At 67.2% G+C, this 17361-nt stretch carries 16 protein-coding genes; 3 read left to right on the top strand and 13 right to left on the bottom strand.

The genetic code is table 11. From position 1 onward, the window contains the following. Positions 1 to 39: 39 nt before the first annotated feature. Positions 40 to 1335: an acetyl-CoA C-acetyltransferase gene (locus IFT63_RS14280; protein WP_101101594.1), complete on the bottom strand. Its 1296-nt coding sequence runs from the start codon at positions 1333 to 1335 to the stop codon at positions 40 to 42. Between the two features lie 93 nt (positions 1336 to 1428). On the opposite strand from IFT63_RS14280, the gene IFT63_RS14285 reads away from it, so the two are divergent. Further along, positions 1429 to 2316 (top strand): hypothetical protein, encoded by an 888-nt coding sequence (locus tag IFT63_RS14285; protein WP_042614710.1) that lies wholly within the window; start codon positions 1429 to 1431, stop codon positions 2314 to 2316. A gap of 235 nt (positions 2317 to 2551) precedes the next feature. Here IFT63_RS14285 and IFT63_RS14290 read toward each other — a convergent pair whose 3' ends face one another. The 9 genes from IFT63_RS14290 to glnA all read right to left on the bottom strand — a co-directional run bounded on the left by IFT63_RS14290 (position 2552) and on the right by glnA (position 11189). Beyond that, on the bottom strand, positions 2552 to 3184 hold the full coding sequence (locus IFT63_RS14290) for a superoxide dismutase family protein (protein ID WP_192084804.1): 633 nt from the start codon (positions 3182 to 3184) through the stop codon (positions 2552 to 2554). A 45-nt stretch (positions 3185 to 3229) separates the two neighbouring features. Beyond that, positions 3230 to 3799 (bottom strand): superoxide dismutase family protein, encoded by a 570-nt coding sequence (locus IFT63_RS14295; protein WP_042614709.1) that lies wholly within the window; start codon positions 3797 to 3799, stop codon positions 3230 to 3232. Between the two features lie 93 nt (positions 3800 to 3892). Continuing rightward, positions 3893 to 5356 (bottom strand): nitrogen regulation protein NR(I), encoded by a 1464-nt coding sequence (ntrC, locus tag IFT63_RS14300; protein ID WP_192084806.1) that lies wholly within the window; start codon positions 5354 to 5356, stop codon positions 3893 to 3895. After that, on the bottom strand, positions 5349 to 6404 hold the full coding sequence (locus IFT63_RS14305) for an ATP-binding protein (RefSeq protein ID WP_192084808.1): 1056 nt from the start codon (positions 6402 to 6404) through the stop codon (positions 5349 to 5351). The genes ntrC and IFT63_RS14305 overlap by 8 nt, the downstream gene beginning before the upstream one ends. A gap of 87 nt (positions 6405 to 6491) precedes the next feature. Next, entirely contained in the window at positions 6492 to 6767 is a 276-nt protein-coding gene (locus IFT63_RS14310; RefSeq protein WP_042614706.1) for a hypothetical protein, read from the bottom strand. Positions 6768 to 6837: 70 nt separating this feature from the next. Further along, the gene (locus tag IFT63_RS14315) at positions 6838 to 7581 is read right to left on the bottom strand and encodes an N-acetylmuramoyl-L-alanine amidase (protein WP_042614705.1); all 744 of its coding nucleotides are present in this window, start codon (positions 7579 to 7581) and stop codon (positions 6838 to 6840) included. A 98-nt stretch (positions 7582 to 7679) separates the two neighbouring features. Beyond that, the gene (amt, locus tag IFT63_RS14320) at positions 7680 to 9107 is read right to left on the bottom strand and encodes an ammonium transporter (protein ID WP_192084811.1); all 1428 of its coding nucleotides are present in this window, start codon (positions 9105 to 9107) and stop codon (positions 7680 to 7682) included. A 20-nt stretch (positions 9108 to 9127) separates the two neighbouring features. After that, positions 9128 to 9466 carry a P-II family nitrogen regulator gene (locus tag IFT63_RS14325; RefSeq protein ID WP_042614733.1) on the bottom strand — a complete coding sequence of 113 codons (339 nt, stop codon included), beginning with the start codon at positions 9464 to 9466 and terminating at the stop codon, positions 9128 to 9130. Between the two features lie 313 nt (positions 9467 to 9779). Next, positions 9780 to 11189: a type I glutamate--ammonia ligase gene (gene glnA / locus IFT63_RS14330; RefSeq protein WP_042614703.1), complete on the bottom strand. Its 1410-nt coding sequence runs from the start codon at positions 11187 to 11189 to the stop codon at positions 9780 to 9782. Between the two features lie 224 nt (positions 11190 to 11413). Here glnA and IFT63_RS14335 point away from each other — a divergent pair, with 224 nt between their 5' ends. Together IFT63_RS14335 and IFT63_RS14340 are read left to right on the top strand one after the other, a co-directional pair. Continuing rightward, positions 11414 to 12208, top strand: coding sequence for an undecaprenyl-diphosphate phosphatase (locus IFT63_RS14335; RefSeq protein ID WP_192084813.1), 795 nt, complete (start codon positions 11414 to 11416; stop codon positions 12206 to 12208). Between the two features lie 73 nt (positions 12209 to 12281). After that, on the top strand, positions 12282 to 13100 hold the full coding sequence (locus tag IFT63_RS14340) for an META and DUF4377 domain-containing protein (RefSeq protein WP_042614701.1): 819 nt from the start codon (positions 12282 to 12284) through the stop codon (positions 13098 to 13100). Positions 13101 to 13581: 481 nt separating this feature from the next. Here the strand turns inward: IFT63_RS14340 and IFT63_RS14345 are convergent, their stop codons facing one another. The 3 genes from IFT63_RS14345 to IFT63_RS14355 all read right to left on the bottom strand — a co-directional run bounded on the left by IFT63_RS14345 (position 13582) and on the right by IFT63_RS14355 (position 17356). Further along, entirely contained in the window at positions 13582 to 14190 is a 609-nt protein-coding gene (locus tag IFT63_RS14345; protein WP_042612215.1) for a YbhB/YbcL family Raf kinase inhibitor-like protein, read from the bottom strand. A 5-nt stretch (positions 14191 to 14195) separates the two neighbouring features. Next, positions 14196 to 16265, bottom strand: coding sequence for a tetratricopeptide repeat protein (locus IFT63_RS14350; RefSeq protein WP_042612214.1), 2070 nt, complete (start codon positions 16263 to 16265; stop codon positions 14196 to 14198). A gap of 68 nt (positions 16266 to 16333) precedes the next feature. Then, positions 16334 to 17356 (bottom strand): alpha/beta fold hydrolase, encoded by a 1023-nt coding sequence (locus tag IFT63_RS14355; protein ID WP_080335016.1) that lies wholly within the window; start codon positions 17354 to 17356, stop codon positions 16334 to 16336. Positions 17357 to 17361 lie beyond the last annotated feature (5 nt).

Consider the following 17361-nt stretch of genomic DNA (forward strand, 5'->3'; position numbering starts at 1 on the left):
GCTCGCCGAGCAGGGCTCGGCGCTACCGGATCACGCCCATCAGCGTTCGACGATCGCCACCACGCCCATGCCGCCGGCGGTGCAGATCGACACCAGCGCACGGCCACCGCCGCGCTCGGCCAGCTGCTTGGCCGCCGTGGCGATCACCCGCGCACCAGTTGCCGCGAACGGATGGCCGGTTGCCAGCGACGAACCCAGCGGGTTGATCTTTTCCGGATCGATGCGGCCCAGCGGAGCATCCAGGCCCAGGCGGTTGCGGCAGTAGTCTTCGCTTTCCCAGGCGCGCAGCGTGCACAGCACCTGCGCGGCGAACGCTTCATGGATTTCGTAGATGTCGAAATCCTGCAGGGTCAGGCCGTTGCGCTTGAGCATCTCAGGTACGGCCACGGTCGGGGCCATCAAAAGACCTTCGCCGTGCACGAAATCGACCGCTGCAACCTGCGAGTCACGCAGGTAGGCCAGCGGTTCGTGGCCGTGCGCACGCGCCCATTCTTCGCTGGCCAGCAATACTGCCGAGGCGCCATCGGTCAGCGGGGTGGAGTTGGCGGCGGTCAACGTGCCGCGGCCGGAGACCTTGTCGAAGGCGGGCTTCAGCGTGGCCAGCTTTTCCAACGAGGTGTCGGCGCGCAGGATGTTGTCGCGCTCCACGCCGCGGAACGGGGCGATCAGGTCGTTGAAGAAGCCACGCTCGTACGCGGCGGCCAGCTTGCGGTGCGAGGACACCGCCCACTCATCCTGCGAATCACGCGAGATGTTCCATTCCTTGGCCATGTCTTCGCAGTGGTCGCCCATGCTCTTGCCGGTACGCGGCTCGGCCACGCCGGGGAACTCGGGCTTGAATTCGGAGAACTTGAAGCCCCGCGTCAGCGCGCGGATCTTGTCGCCGGGGCTCTTGGCCCGGTTGGCGGCCAGCAGGCGGGCACGCAGCTTCTTGCCATAGACGATCGGCACGTCGGAGGTGGTATCCGAACCGCCACCGATGCCCGATTCGATCTGGCCCAGGGCGATCTTGTTGGCCACCGCGATGATGGTGTCCAGCGAGGTGCCGCAGGCACGCTGCATGGTGATGCCGGGCGTCAGCGCGGACAGCCCCGAGGACAGGGCGGCTTCACGGCCGAGGTTCCAGTCGCTGGAGTGCTTGATCACCGCCCCCATCGCGACTTCACCGAGCTGCTGGCCATGCAGGCCGAACCGTTCGACAAGGGCGCCGAGCGTACGCACCGACATGCCGAGGTTGCCGACATCCGAATATGCGGTGTTCTGGCGGCAGAACGGAATACGGACGCCACCGAGGATGGCGACGGGTCGGGCGTTGGGCATGGACATACCTGGCATGGGATAGGGTGTCTGCAACATGGCCTGCACGACATGGCAGGCATAATGGTCCCAAGTGTAGCTGCCGCCCTGTGATGGGCCAACCGTGAAACCATGAGCAAAACCGACCCCGCCATGAACGCCATCGGCGTGCTGGCCCTTGAGCTCGCCGATGGGCAGTCGCCCACGCAGGCCGCACTGACCGCCGACCAATCCGGCGAACTGGCCGAGAGGATCGGCCGCGACCTGGCCAAGCTGGTGCCACAGGCCAGCGAGCTGGACCTGGTGTTCGCCGCGGCGCATTTCGACCCAGCCGAAGTACTGCGTCCGGGCTGGCCGATCCACCGCCGCCTGGAAGAGCTGCAGATGCGCGCACCGGGTCGCAGCCAGGGCCCGCGCCTGCTGGCCTTCGGCGCCGATGCCAATGGCGATGTGCCGCTGCCGTTCCAGGCCGATGCCACGCTGAAAGGCGGCGGCCTGCGCGTGCTGCCGTTCCTGCTGACCGGCACGGACGCGGCGACCACCGCAGCGGTATCCGATGCGCTGGAAACGGTGCTGCTGGCCGAGGGCATGGCGCATGCCGATACCGCTCTGTTGGCGCAGAAGGCGTTTGGGGCACGCGTGGAACATGCACGCTATTTCACCGTGAACGATCTCGCCGCGATGATGTCAATGCAGTACGACAACCAGGGCCTGGCGATCCTATGGCCGCTGATCGAGACGGCGATCATGGCGCCGGAGCAGGACGAATGGCTGGATGCCGCGCCGGAGCCGTTGCTGCGTTATACGCAGGGGGAGGCGCGGATGGCGCTGTTCGATCCGGCAGGCTGGTGCACGTACTACGCGCACGGGCGCAATGACTGCGAGCAGTTGAAGGGCGTGTATGAGCAGTACCTGATGCGACAGCGGCAGATGGCGGCGGTGTTGGAGGCGCACGGGGTGCCGGTGTTGTTCGTGCATTGCGAGGCGGGGCAGGATGCGCGGGCTTTGTTGGAACGGTGAATTTCTGCTGCTCGGCGCTTTGATTTTGTCGGGGTGAGGCGATGGTCCGGGTCATGCAGGACACGCCGTGAACCCGTCCTTGGGGGCTCGCTGTTGCCATCCATGGCAACAGACGGTCCTGCCTGACCCGGACCATCGCCTCTGCTGACGGATTTCTGGCGCCGGCGGCGGGGTGGGGATTTGAAAGCAGAACGCCGGCTTTTGCCGGCGTTCCTGTTTGCGTGCAGCTGATTTGTTACGGGGCTTTGATTACGGCGCAGGCCAGGCGGGCGCCGGCGTTGCCGGTGGGCTGGGTCTTGTAGTCGTCGGCGTCGGCGTGGACGATCAGTCCGCGGCCGATGATGTCGAATCCGTCGCCCTTGCCGATGTTGACGTTGGTCGAGACCGGGGCGTCGATGGTCGCTACGCCTTCGGCGTTGGCGGTGATGTTGGGCATGTCGCCGCCGTGGTGCGGGTCGCTGGCCACGCTGCCGTGGTCCTGGGTGCCCGGGTTGAAGTGGCCGCCGGCGCTGGCGCCATCCGGTGCGCTGCAGTCGCCCTTCTCGTGGATGTGGAAGCCGTGCTCGCTGCCCGGCTTCAGGCCGCTGACCTGGCCGGTGACGTGGACGCGGCCGTCGACCAGCTTGAAGCTGACCGAGCCCTTGGTTTCATTGCCTTGGGTCGGTGCCAGTTCGGCGACGGCGGTGGCGCCGGCTTCTGCGGTCGGGCCGGTCATCGGCGGCGGGGCGTCGGCCGGGGGGGTGGCCGCGGTGGCTTCGGCCGGGGTGGCCGCGGCGACGGTGTCGGCGGCGTTTTCCGGCTGCTTGTTGCAGGCGCTCAGGCCAAGGGCGGCAACGGCAACGAACAGCGAAGTGTGGATCAGGCGCATCAGGTGGTTCTCCATTGGATGGGTGCAGGGCCCGCAGCCCAAAGGCTACTTCGTGACGCGGATGAGGCCGCAGGCGATGCGTGCGCCGGCATTGCCGGCAGGCTGGCTCCGATGATCGTCGGACTGGGCGTGCACGATCAGTGCACGTCCGGCGATGTCGTTGGCGGCGCCACCGCCAAGGGTGACGCCTCGCAGGTGGATGTCGACGTTGGCCCGGCCCTGCGCATCGGCGCGCAGGTTGGGCATGTCGCCAAGGTGGTGCGGCCCGCTGCCCGGCGCACCATGCGGCTGCTGGGTCGGGTTGAAATGATTGCCCGCGCTGCTGGCATCCACGGCGCTGCAGTCACCACGCTCGTGCACGTGGAACGCCGGCTGCTGCAGCGGCTGCAGTCCGCCGATCACGCCGGTCACGTGCACGCCACCGGCTTCGGGCACCAGGGCGAGGCGACCGCTGACGATGCTGGCCGAAGCAGGCGACAGATTGCTTTCGGCCATCTGCGCGGTACTCACCACGCTCACCGCCACCGGCGGCGCAGCGGGCGGCGGCGGCGTGGTACCGCAGGCAACCAACAACACGCCGGCAGCAGCCGGCAGGATCAGGCGGATCGAGGACATCGTGGACTCCTTGCAATGCACGTTACGGGCCTGCCTGTCCACGACACATCAACGCCAGGTGTCGAGCGTGCACAGGCAGCTTTGGATTTCGGTTCAATGGCTGCCACGCCGGCGGCCGGCGCCCAGCTTGCGGGTCAACGTATTGCGGCCCAGCCCCAGCCGCGCGGCCGCTTCGGCGCGACGACCATGGGTGACCTGCAGGGCGGCTTCCAGCAATGCATGGTCCACGCGCTCGCGGACCTGTGCATGCAGGCCCTCGGCCCCTTCGGCCAGTCGCTGCCGCGCCCACTGCGAAAGCAGCGCTTCCCACTGACCGGGGTCGGCATGGCCGGCGCGCGGGCCGCTGCGCGCGGCTCCCCGGTTCAGCGCCATCTCCACGTCGGCCGCGCCGATGGTATCGCTGGCTGCCAGCGCCGCCATCCGCCAGCACACGTTTTCCAGTTCGCGCACGTTGCCCGGCCAGTCGTGCTCACGCAGGGCCTGCAGCGCGGAGGCAGTCAGCCGCTTGGCCGGGCCGTCGAGCTTGTGCGACGCCGCGGACAGGAACGTGGTGGCGAGCTGGGCGATGTCGTCGCGGCGTTCGCGCAGCGGCGGCAGCTGCAGGCGCACCACGTCCAGCCGGTGCAGCAGGTCGGCGCGGAAACGCCCCTGCGCCACCAGCCCTTCCAGGTCCTGGTGGGTGGCGGCGACCACACGCACGTCGACGTGGATCAACTCGCGGCCGCCCACGCGGAAGAATTCGCCCTGTGCCAGCACGCGCAGCAGGCGCGTCTGCAAGGCCAGCGGCATGTCCCCGATTTCATCCAGGAACAGGGTGCCGCCGTCTGCCTGCTCGAAGCGGCCGACATGGCGCCGCTGTGCGCCGGTGAAGGCACCGGCTTCATGGCCGAACAGTTCGCTTTCCAGCAGTTCGGCCGGAATGGCCGCGGTATTCAGCGCAACGAACGGTGCACGCGACCGCGGCGATTCGCGGTGCAGCGCACTGGCCACCAGCTCCTTGCCGGTGCCGGTTTCGCCGGTGATCAACACCGCCAGCGGCGCCTGCGCCAGCTTGCCGATGGCGCGGAACAGGGCCCGCATCGGCGGCGTATCCCCCACCAACTGTGGCGTCTGGTCCGCTTGGCCGGCATCACCCGGGTCGGGATCGTCGGGCAGCAGTGCCTCGGCGCCCGGCAGCGCGCGCCGCGCCAGCGCGACCGCATCGTCCAGGTCGAACGGCTTGGACAGGAACTCGTGCGCGCCGCCGCGGAAGGCACCGGCGGTGCTGGCGACGTCGGTATAGGCGGACATCACGATCACCGGCAGCTGCGGGTGGGCTGCCTTCAGTTTATCCAGCAGCACCAGGCCATCGTCGCCGGGCATCCGCACATCGGTGAACAGCAGCGCCGGCACCGGCTGGCGGGTGAGCGCGTCGAGCGCGGCGGCGGCACTGTCGAACCCCTCCACCTGGTAACCGGCATCGCGCAGCGCGGTGGAGAGCACGAAGCGCACGGCGCGGTCATCGTCGACCACCCAGACCCGTTGGCCGGCGTGGGCGGGATGCGGGGCGTCAGTCATGGGCCACGACCTCATGGGGGGCGCTGCCGCGGATCGGCAGCAGCAGGGTGAATACGGTATGGCCCGGCCGCGAGCGATAGGTCAGCGTACCGCGGTGTTCGCGCGCCACCTGCTGGGCCAGTGCCAGGCCCAGTCCGGTGCCCTCGGCGCGGCCACTCACCAGCGGCAGGAACAGGTGTTCGGCAAGCTCTTCGGGCACGCCACGGCCGTCGTCGGCGATTTCCAGCCGCAGTGCCAGCGGGTGAAGCTGCTCGGCGATGCGCACGCCGTGCTCCACCCGCGTGCGCAGGGTGATGCCGCCGGCACCGGCCTGGATGGCGTTGCGCACCAGGTTCCATACCGCCTGGCTGAGACGGTCGGCATCGCCATTGAATTCCGGAATGCTGGGATCGTAATCGCGCTGCAACCTGACCGCCCAGCCGGCTTCGCTTTCTGCCAGGCGCAGCACCTGCTCCAGCGCGGCGTGGATGTTAAGCGCGGCGTGCGGGGCGGCCGGTGCGGGCGACAGCAGTTGATCCAGCAGGCTGTTGAGGCGCTCGATTTCGGTCCCGATCAGGTCCACCAGTTCGCGCTCGTCGGCATCGCGCTGGGCGATACGGCGCGCCAGCAGCTGGGCCGCACCTTTGAGCCCGGCCAGGGGATTGCGCAACTCATGGGCGAGCCCTTTGAGCGCCGCACTGAGCGCGCTGGGCAGGGCCTGGGTCGGGTCCAGGCCAGGAAATTCATCCACCGGATGCGCTTCCAGCAGCCAGCCGCCGTCATCCAGCCGGCTCATCCAGCCTTCAGCGAAACGTGCGCCCTCGCCCGGCAGCGCAAGCGCCAACCGGTGCAGGCGCAGGCTGTCGCGCTCGTCGCGGGCGAGGAAATGGGCGAGGGCATCGCCCTGTGCTTCCAACGCCACCAGCGGCTGGCCGACCAGTCGACGCCCGCTGACCCCCAGCCAGCGCGCGAACGCCGGGTTGCAGCCGGTGATGCGCCCTTCGGCATCGGCCCAGGCGACCGGCGTACCGAGCTGTTCAACGAGGGGCGGCGGCAGGGAAACAGTCATTGCACCAATGTAGTGCAAAACCTGGGGTATTTCAGTCGGAATTGCGGGACGGTCGCGCGAATGAAAAGGCGTTGGAACCGCCAGCGCTCAGGGCGTGCCCGATGCGTCACGCGCCTTCTTCCAGGCACTTTCGAATTCACGGGCGCTGATCTCGTCATCTTCATCGAAATCGAAGAAAGACAGCGGCTGATCGGCCAGCAGGAAGCGATCATCGCTCTGCCCGGAGGCATCGGACCACACCGCGCGCAATCCGTACACTTCGACCTGGCGCAGGATCTTTTCGCCACGGGCTTCCATCAGCACGTTGCCCTTGCCCAGGTCCGATTCGGCCGGGTGCTTGTAATACTTCTTGTCGGTGTTCATGAACTGTCCTACCCGGGCCAGCAGCCCGGAAATCTGAAAAAAGGGCGCTGAGTGTGCCTCAGAGCGCTGGTTATTGCTGCAGCAGCAGCGAATGCAGGATGCGCGCATCTTCGGCATCCAGCAGCGGGGGCAGGTCGTCGCTGCCGCGGAAGCGCCGATGGAATGCCCCTACGGCCGCATTCCGGTCGTCCAGCGGATAACCGAACGCAGCCAGCGCCTGCCAGGCATCGAAGCCCGCTGGCGGCAGCCCATCGGCAGCGCGTGGCCACACCCCGAAGCCGGCCTGCGCGAGCTGCTGCCACGGGAAGAAGCGGCTGGGATCCTGCTTGCGCGAAGGCGCCAGGTCGGCATGGCCGATGACCTGCGAGGGCGGAATCCGCAGGCGCGTGCTGAGGTCCTGCAGCAGCACGATCAGTGACTGGACCTGCGCCTGGCTGAAAGGCGTGTCGCCGTCGTTGTCCAGTTCGATGCCGATCGATGCCGAGTTCAGATCGGTGATGGTGCCCCACCGGCCCGGCCCGGCGTGCCAGGCGCGCCGATCGTCGGCGACCAGCTGGTAGCGCTTGCCGTCGGCGCCGATCAGGTAATGCGCGCTGACCTTGCCGCCGCTGTTGGCGCTGCGCAGGGTATCCAGGCTCTGCTGCACGGAATGCTGGTCGGTGTGGTGCAACACGATGATCACCGGCATCCGTGCGTTGTGGTTGGCCGATGGCACCCACGTGGCAAGCGGATTGCGCTCTTCTACCGGCGCACCGGCGCAGGCGGCCAGCAGCGCGCAGGAAAGCAGCAGGGCCAGGTGGCGGATCATCGTCATGCCCCGATTGTACCCATTAAAAAACCGGCGGCCCCCGGACCGCCGGTCACGGCGCACGCAGGCGCCATCAACAAGTTGTTCTGCAGCAAGCAGGTCGATCAGACCTCGTAAGCGGACTCGCCGTGCGAGGTCACGTCCAGGCCGGTACGCTCGGCCTCTTCGGTGACGCGCAGGCCAACCAGCGCCTTGACCAGCAGCAGGATCAGCGCGGTCACCACGGCACACCACACGATGGTGAACGCCACGCTGACGAACTGCACCCACACCTGGTGGCCGATATCCAGGTCGGCCTTGGTGCCGCCCAGCGACTGCGCGCTGAACACACCGGTGAGCAGTGCACCGACGATCCCACCGATGCCATGCACGCCGAACACATCGGCGGTGTCATCGACCTTCAACAGGCGCTTCAAGCCGGTGACGCCCCACACGCAGAGCGCACCGGAGACCACGCCGATGACCAGCGCGCCGATCGGGCCGACGGTACCGCAGGCCGGCGTGATGCCGACCAGGCCGGCAACCGCGCCGGAGGCGGCGCCCAGTGCGGACGGCTTGCCCTTGGTGATCGCCTCCACCAGCGTCCAGCCCACCACCGCCGCGGCCGTGGCCAGGATGGTGTTGAGGAAGGCCAGCGAAGCGACGGTGTCGGCGGCTGCGGCCGAGCCGGCATTGAAGCCGAACCAGCCCACCCACAGCAGCATCGCGCCGATATAGGTGAACACCACGTTGTGCGGCTTCAGCGCGGTCTGGCCGTAGCCGATGCGCTTGCCGACGAAGTACGCGCCGACCAGGCCGGCCACGCCGGCGTTGATGTGCACCACGGTGCCGCCGGCGAAATCGATCGCGCCCATTTCGCCCAGGTAACCGCCACCCCAGACGATGTGCGCCATCGGGATGTAGCTGAGGGTGAACCACAGGATAGAAAACAGGATCACCGCCTTGAACTTGATGCGTTCGGCGAAGGCGCCGACGATCAGTGCGGTGGTGATGCCGGCGAAGGTGGACTGGAAGGCGACGAACAGATAATCCGGCAGGCCGGCGATCGGCGTGTTCCCGACCGAGTCGGGCGAGAAGCCCTTCAGGAAGGCGAACTGGGTGAAGGAGCCGAAGAACGGGTTGCCTTCGCTGAACACCGCGCTGTAGCCATAGGCCACCCACAGGATGATCACCAGCGAGAACACCACCAGGATCTGGCTGAGTACCGAAAGCACGTTCTTCGAACGCACCAGGCCGCCGTAGAACAGCGCCAGGCCCGGCACCACCATCAGCAGCACCAACAGCGTGGAGGTCAGCATCCAGGCCACGTCACCGTGGTCGAAGGTGGGCGTGGCGGCCGCTTCGGCCACCGGTGCGGCGACCGGCTCGGCGGCCAGCGGCTCGACGGTCACTTCTTCGGTTGGCACCGGGGTGACCTGCGCCTGGGCATGCGCAGCGCCGGGGAACGCACCCACGGCCAATGCGCTGAGCAGCATCAGCAGGCACACCAGATGGAACCGGGCTTGCCACCCGGCGAACAGTCGAATCTTCATGCGAGGGATCTCCGAGTGGGTTACAGCGCGTCCGCGCCGATTTCGCCGGTGCGGATGCGGATGACCTGTTCGACAGGCGTGACGAAGATCTTGCCGTCGCCGATCTTGCCGGTGCCCGCTGCGTTCTGGATCGCTTCGATCACCGCATCGGTCCGCTCGTCGGTCACTACGGTTTCAATCTTGATCTTGGGCAGGAAATCGACGACGTACTCGGCGCCGCGGTACAGCTCGGTGTGGCCCTTCTGGCGACCGAAACCTTTCACTTCGGTCACGGTGATGCCGGACACGCCCGCATCGGAGAGGGCCTCGCGGACCTCGTCGAGCTTGAACGGCCGGATGATGGCGGAGATCAGTTTCATGCGCATATCCCGATGGTGGATGGGTCCACGGCCGATGCAGGCCGTGGCGTCTGCAACCACCGGCCACCCCGCGGGGTGGCCGTGGCTGTTGCGCCGAACGTGGTCTGGGCCCTGGCGGCTGTGTCTCTCTCCAAACACAGCCAGTGACGCGGGAGGGAGGTAGGCCCATGACGCGCGTCCGGTCTTGCTTGCCCCTGAACGGATGGAGCACTTGCTACCGCGTTGCAGGCTTCATCCATCCCGGCTCCCCAGCCGGAAAAGATGCGGCGATGACGAAGGTGGGAGGGGTATCCTCCGCCATCGCCGCGCGTGCTCAGCTGGCGTAGTACAACTGGTATTCCAGCGGGTGGGTGGCCGCACGGAACTTGGTGACTTCCTGCATCTTCAGCGCGATGTAACCGTCGATGAAATCATCGTCCATCACGCCGCCGGCCTTGAGGAACTCACGGTCCTTGTCGAGGGCTTCCAACGCCTGGTCCAGCGAGGAGCAGACCTGCGGGATCAGCTTCTCTTCTTCCGGCGGCAGGTCGTACAGGTCCTTGTCGCTCGGTGCGCCCGGGTCGATCTGGTTCCTGATGCCGTCCAGGCCGGCCATCATCAGCACGGTGAAGGTCAGGTAGCCGGACTGGATCGGATCGGGGAAGCGCATTTCAATGCGGCGCGCCTTCGGGTTGGTCACGAACGGGATGCGGCACGAGGCCGAACGGTTGCGGGCCGAGTAGGCCAGCATCACCGGTGCTTCGAAGCCCGGGACCAGGCGCTTGTAGCTGTTGGTGCCGGCGTTGGCGAAGGCGTTGATCGCCTTGGCGTGCTTGAAGATGCCGCCGATGTACCACAGTGCCAGCTGGCTCAGGCCACCGTAGCCGTCACCGGAGAACAGGTTGGTGCCGCCCTTGGACAGCGACTGGTGCACGTGCATGCCGCTGCCGTTGTCACCGACGATCGGCTTGGGCATGAAGGTCGCGGTCTTGCCGTTGCGGTGGGCCACGTTCTTGATCACGTACTTCATGCGCAGCAGTTCGTCGGCCTTCTGCACCAGGGTGCTGAACTTGGTGCCGATCTCGCACTGGCCGGCGGTGGCCACTTCGTGGTGCTGCACTTCCACTTCGATGCCGACCTGTTCCAGCGTCTTGCACATTTCCGCGCGCAGGTCGTGCAGCGAATCGGTCGGCGGCACGGGGAAGTAACCGCCCTTCACGCCCGGACGGTAGCCGCTGTTGGCGCCGTCATACTTGGCACCGGTGTTCCAGGCGGCTTCTTCGGAATCGACCTTGAAGAAGGTGTTGCCCATGTCGTTGGCGAAGCGGACCGAATCGAAGATGAAGAACTCCGGCTCCGGGCCGAAGAAGGCCTGCTCGGCGATGCCGCTGGACTTCAGGAAGGCTTCTGCGCGCTTGGCGATGCCGCGCGGGCAACGGCCGTACGGCTGCATGGTGGCCGGGTCGAGGATGTCGCAGCTGATGACGATGGTCGGGTCGGCGTAGAACGGGTCCACGTAGGCGCTGGACGGATCCGGCAGCAGCACCATGTCCGATTCGTTGATGCCTTTCCAGCCGGCGATGGAGCTGCCGTCGAACATCTTGCCTTCTTCGAACAGCGACGCTTCGATGATGCTGACCGGGAAGGTGACGTGCTGCTCGATGCCACGCATGTCCACGAAACGCAGATCGACGAACTCGATCTGGTTGTCCTTGACCAGCTTCTCAACGTTTTCAACGGACATCGGGTGGAACCTCGGTTGGAATTGAATGCCTGGAATTACCAGAGCAATCTCCGTGCCAACTTTCGGACCGTCACAAGCCGTTGATTTGCATGAGCGTGCGCCTGAATGGTGCACAACAAAACGCACCATGGTGGTGCGTTACCAGCGCCGCGCACTGCCTTGGTGCGTGGGTAGATGGTCTATCCTCGTCGGCACCTTTGCTGCCATCCGATGATTTCTCCTCCATGTCAGACCTGCTCTCCGCCCTGCTGCTGGGCATCCTAGAAGGCGTCACCGAGTTCCTGCCCATCTCCAGCACCGGGCACCTGCTGATTGCCCAGCATTGGCTCGGCGCGCGCTCGGACTTCTTCAACATCGTCATCCAGGCCGGTGCGATCCTCGCCATCACCCTGGTCTTCCGCCAGCGTCTGTGGACGCTCGCCACCGGCCTGCACCAGCGTGAGAACCGCGACTACGTGATGAAGCTGGGCACGGCCTTCCTGGTGACCGCGGTGGTCGGCCTGCCGGTGCGCCTGGCCGGCTGGGAACTGCCCGAAACAGTGAGTCCGGTAGCGTGGGCGCTGATCATCGGTGGCATCTGGATGCTGCTGGTGGAGGCCTATACGGCACGCCTGCCCGATCGAGACCAGGTGACCTGGACGGTGGCCATCGGCGTGGGCATCGCGCAGGTGGTGGCCGGTGTGTTCCCGGGTACGTCGCGCTCGGCATCGGCGATCTTCCTGGCCATGCTGCTGGGCCTGAGCCGCCGTGCGGCGGCCACCGAGTTCGTGTTCCTGGTGGGCATCCCGACCATGTTCGCCGCCAGCGCGTATGCCTTCCTGGAACTGGCCAAGGAAGGCAAGCTGGCCAGCGAGAACTGGACCGACGTGAGCGTGGCGTTCCTTGCCGCGGTCGTCACCGGCTTCGTCGTAGTGAAGTGGCTGCTGGGCTACATCAAGTCGCACAGATTCACCGCCTTCGCGGTGTACCGCATCCTGCTCGGCGCGGGACTGCTGCTGTGGTTGCCTGCCGGCAACTGAATGCTGCTGGATGCGCGTGACCCCACCCGGCGCGCGCATCCGTTCTGAACCAGGCAATCCAAGGAGAATCCAAATGAAGCGCACCCTGATCCTGTCCCTGCCGCTGGCATTGCTGGCGGCCTGCAGCCAGAACCCGGCCCCGGCGGGCAATGCCGACGACCTCGCTCCGGCACCGGCCGCGGCCGCCGCACAGAAGACCGTCGCGCATCTGGACGTGCAGCGCCTGCAGGGCCAGCACTGGCGCCTGAAGGACGCCACCGGGGCAGACGGCAAGCGCATCGACGCGCTGTTCGCACGCGCCGACAAGCCAGTGACGCTGGACTTCAGCGATGGCCGCGTATCGGTGTCCAACACCTGCAACGGCATGAACGGCGGTTACAGCTTGGCTGATGGCAACCTGGTGCTGTCGCAGCTGGCATCCACACAGATGGCCTGCAATCCGGACCTGATGGCGTTGGACGAGGCCGTGGGCAGCCGCCTGCAGGGCCCCCTGAAGACCGAACTGGGCGACAACGGCGAGCTGACCCTGCGCACCGCCCAAGGTGAGGTGCTGGTGTTCGCGCCGGAGCCCACGGCCGAGACCCGCTTCGGTGGCCCGGGTGAGCGCGTGTTCCTGGAGGTGGCCGCGCAGACCAAGCCGTGCCCGCATCCGCTGATCAAGGACAAGCAGTGCCTGCAGGTGCGCGAAGTGCAGTTCGACGACCAAGGACTGAAGCAGGGCCAGCCGGGCGCGTTCGAGAACTTCTACGACAGCATCGAGGGCTACACCCACGAGGCCGGCACCCGCAACGTACTGCGGGTGAACCGCTTCAAAGTGGCCAATCCGCCGGCGGATGCGTCCTCGCAGGCGTACGTGCTGGACATGGTGGTGGAGTCGGCTGTCGAGAAGTGACGGCGAGCGGGTGAGACCCCCTCGCGGCGTGCTGCTGGAAAAGCAGGTTACGTGATTGGGGTCGGGCGGGGGGGCTGGTCGGGGGACGGCAAGAGCCGCTCCTGCGGGCCTCGTTTCGCGCCATCCATGGCGCTCAACGCCCCCGCCCAGCCCCACCGCCCGGCACCACCGCCCGGCCCCTGGACAGGTTCCGGATGCCGCCAGCCGCGTAATAAGAAAAATGGAAAAGCGGTAGCGCCGACCCATGGTCGGCGAGCGCAGCGGGCTGTTGGCGGGAACATTCCGCCGACCATGGGTCGGCGCTACCAAGGCGCACGTCCCAGGCCACCATGGACCTGTCGAAGGTGGGGCGGGGTGGCTGTGCAGGACCGTCTTTTCGCATGGATGCGAAAAGCGAGCCTCCATGGATGGATTCACGGCGTGTCCTGCACAGCCACCCCGCCCCGCCAACACGCAGCCCTGCAGCTGTTGCCGTTGCTTCTTACAGCGAAGGATTCAACGTGTAAGTGCCATGCAGTGAAGCTTCGGCCAGCACGTGGCCCTGCATCGCACGATGCACGTCGCCGGCGGTGAACGGCGTCGGCAGCTCCAGCGTCGCCACGTCCAGCGCGAACACGCGGAAGAAGTAGCGGTGCATGCGCTCGTCGTTGAACGGGGGATACGGGCCGTCATAGCCCAGGTAGTCACCGGCCATGTCCGGATTGCCGGCGAACCATCCGGTGAAATCGTTCAGTCCCTGGCGGCTGCCCGCCGGGCCGGCCGGCGCGGTCTTGCCCTTGGCCACGAAACCATCGCTGCAGCTGCCGGCAGCAAGCTCGCGCACGTCCGCGGCAATGTCGGCCATCACCCAGTGCACGAAGTCACAGCGCGGCTGGTCGCGCGGAATGGTCATGTCCTGGCGGCCGACGGTGTCGGCGATCGTCGGCACATCCGGATCCACGCAGATCAGCGCGAAGGAACGGGTGCCCTCCGGCACCCCGCTCCACGCCAGCTGAGGATTGCGATCCGGGGCGAACCCATCGGCATCGCCGGCGGCGAACTCGCGTGGGATCGGTGCGCCGTTGGTCAGGCTGGTGCTGGTCAGTTGCATGTGGCTCATTCCTCCGGGTAACCCAGGCGAACCGCGACCGGGGTCAGCAGATCGATGGCAGCGCCCATGACCTCGCGGTAGTTGCGCCAATGGCCGCTCGGCAGGCGCGGCGGACCGATGTTCGGTGCCGGTGGCAGCTGCACGCCCATCACCTCACTGAGCAGCAGCGCCATCGCCTGTGGATCGTTGCCCGCCGCGTCCACGCGCACCAGCACGTTTGGATACAGGTCCTGCTCGCTCAGGACGGCAACCTGGGTCAGCGCACGGGTCAGCCATTCGGCGGCTTCCTGTAGGCTGGTGATCGCCAGCTGCGCGCCGGAGCCATAGGCGATCCAGTCCAGCAGCATGTCGCGCGGATCGCGCAGCACCACCAGCAGGCGCCCCTGCGGCAACGCGGGTCGCAGCGCCCACAGCAGGGCGTTGTCCCAGAATGGCAACCAGTCGATCACCGTGTCGTTGGCCAAGCCGCGCGAAGGCAGGCACGCACGCCAACCGTCCACCAGCGCCTGCGGCGTCAGCTTGCCCGAGGCCAGATCCTGCAGCGTGTTGTAGTTCTGGAAGGCATCGTCCGGCGGCGTGGCGCTGAAGCGGTCAACGCGCACCAGCGGACTGGCCGCGCTGAGCGCGCTCATCACTTTTTCCACGTTCGAACCGGGTGCGCCCCACAAGAACATCGGGCGCGACGCCAGCTCCGGATCGACCTCGCCGAGTGCCGGCCAGCTGGACGGTGGCTTGGCCTGCGGCGGCAGCGGCAGGCGGTTGGCCACGTTGTCGGCATGCAGGTCCAGCCAGGTACGCAGGGCCTCGCGCGGCTGGCCGCCACGGTCATGCACTTCGCCCAGCCAGGTGCGCAGGTCTTCCTTGGCGCGTCCTTCGGCCGCGTCCACCATCTGCTGCACACGGGCTGCAGCGGCGGCGGGGTCGCGCCGTACCAGCCCGTCCACCAGTCGCGTGGCGCCGCTGACACGGCCCGGTTCAAGCGCCAGGATGCGCTCTGCCATGGCTTCGGCTGCGTCCTGTTCGCCGTTCATGTCATGCAGGCGCATGCGGGTCTCCAGCGCCGGCAGGTGCGCCGGCATCGCCGCCAGCCAACGCTCGCCCACGGCCACGGCGCCTTCGCTGCCCACGCCTTCCACCGACAGGCGGGCCAGCCACAGATTGTGCAGCTGGTCGTGGTCGGCCAGCACCGCATCCAGTTCGGTACGCGCTTCTTCGTCGCGGCCCAGCCGCTGCCAGGCCATCAACAGCAGCTGCAGCAGCTGCGGATCGCCCGCGTTGCTGGCCAGCAGCGGGCGAAGGTGGTCGCGCGCCTGCAGGGGCTGGCCGGACTGCAGGGCCATCTGCGCGGCAAAGCGGCGCATCGCCACGCTGTCCTGCCCGGGCTGCTGCAGGGCCTGCTCGATGATCTCGGCCGCTGCGGCCGGGTTGTCCTGGCGCAGTGCCAGTTGCACCAGCAGCCCATGCAGCGCGGTCATCTTCGGGTTCAGAACCAGCACGCGGCGGAATGCCTGTTCGGCGAAAGCCAGCATGTCCTTGCGCAGGTAGGCCGTACCCAGTGCATACACGATGCGCGGATCATCCGGCAGCGCCCGCACGGCGCTGGACAGCTGGGCCAGCGCTTCATCCAGCGCGCCACGGCGCAGTGCCAGCATCCCCGACAGCGCCACCACTTCGGGATTCCCGGCATCCACGCGCGAGGCCAGCTTGAGCTGCTTTTCCGCCTCGTCCACGTCGTTGCGCGCCAATGCCAGGTGCGCCTGCATCAGGTAGGCCGACAGTTCGTTGGGATTGAAACCGGTGGTGCGGCCAAGCGCCGCTTCGGCGTCTTCGAACTGGTGCAGTGCCAGCAGCAGGCCAGCGTGCTGCAGGTGCAGGTCGGCATCGTCCGGGGCAAGTTCCAGCGCGCGCTGCAGGCTCTCAACCGCAGCCGCCAACTGGCCCTGCTGCTGCAGCGCCAGCGCGTGCCAGCGGTAGGCCTGGGGCTGCTGGGGCTCGGCGGCGATCCAGCGGGTGGCCAGCTGCACGGCCTGGTCGGCGTCGCGAAGACGCAGGGCTTGGAGTATCTGATCTTGCATGACGGGTCCGGCTGGAGTGCAAACCCGCATTGTAACGACCCTGATCGATCGTGCAGGCGCGGCCGCGCTCAACCGTCCCGCGCGGCCTGTCCCAGGTGCTGGGCCACCCAGCGTTCAGAGAATCCATCGCCGCGCCAGTTTTCCAGGAAGCCACAATGACCGCCCCATTCGGCGGTCTGAAGGCGCGCCGACCGCGGCAGCTGCCAATCGTTGAAGGTGGTGTATGGAATTACCGGGTCATCCTTTGCCATCAGGATGTCCGCTGGCACCTGCAGGTCCGCCAGCCGCTCACCGGCGATGGAATAGCCATCGAAATAGGCCTGCAGCGAACCGTAGTCGGTATGGTGTTCGACCAGCCAGGCAGTCAGCGCGCGGATGTCCAGCCGCAGTACGCGTTCATCCCAGTCGCTAAGCTCCGGGTAGACCGCCTGCTTGCGCCGCAACGATCCGGCCCACTTGCGCCGGAAATACCAGTCATACATGGCCGGACCGTTTTCGATGCTGTCCATGGTCAGGCCCGGGTCCAGCACCGGGCACACCGACGCCACCCGTTGCAGCGGCACGCCGGCCGCCGGCGCGCGCAGGGCCAACCGCAGCACGAAGTTGCCGCCCAGCGAGTACCCGGCCGCCACCAGCGGCAGCTGCGGCCAGCGGCGGGCGATGTCAGCGGCCGCATGCACCACTTCATCGATGCGGTTGGAATGGAAAATGCCGGGATTGAGGTGGTGGGTGTTGCCGTGGTCACGGAAGTTCAGCCGCACCACGTCGAAGCCTTCGGCCAGCATGCGGGCCGCGGTCATGCGCATGTAGCTGGATTCGGCGCTGCCCTCCCACCCATGCAGCAGCAGGGCGATGCCGCGGGGCGCGCGTGCCTGGATGGCACTGTGCCAGGCCTGCAGGCGCACGCCCTGCCCGCCATCCACGATCAGCTCCCGATGTGCCGCACCGGTAGCGGCCAGCAGTTCCTGCCCGCGACGCAGGCGCAGTCGGCTGGAACTGAGCATCGACTGCAGGTGTGCGTTGCGCAACCAGCGCGGCGGCTGGTAATCGGCCGCCGTCAGCAGTCCGGACGGACCGGAATCAAAGGACATCGCGG

It is taken from the genome of Stenotrophomonas sp. CFBP 13724, assembly GCF_014841975.1.
Lineage (GTDB): Bacteria > Pseudomonadota > Gammaproteobacteria > Xanthomonadales > Xanthomonadaceae > Stenotrophomonas > Stenotrophomonas lacuserhaii.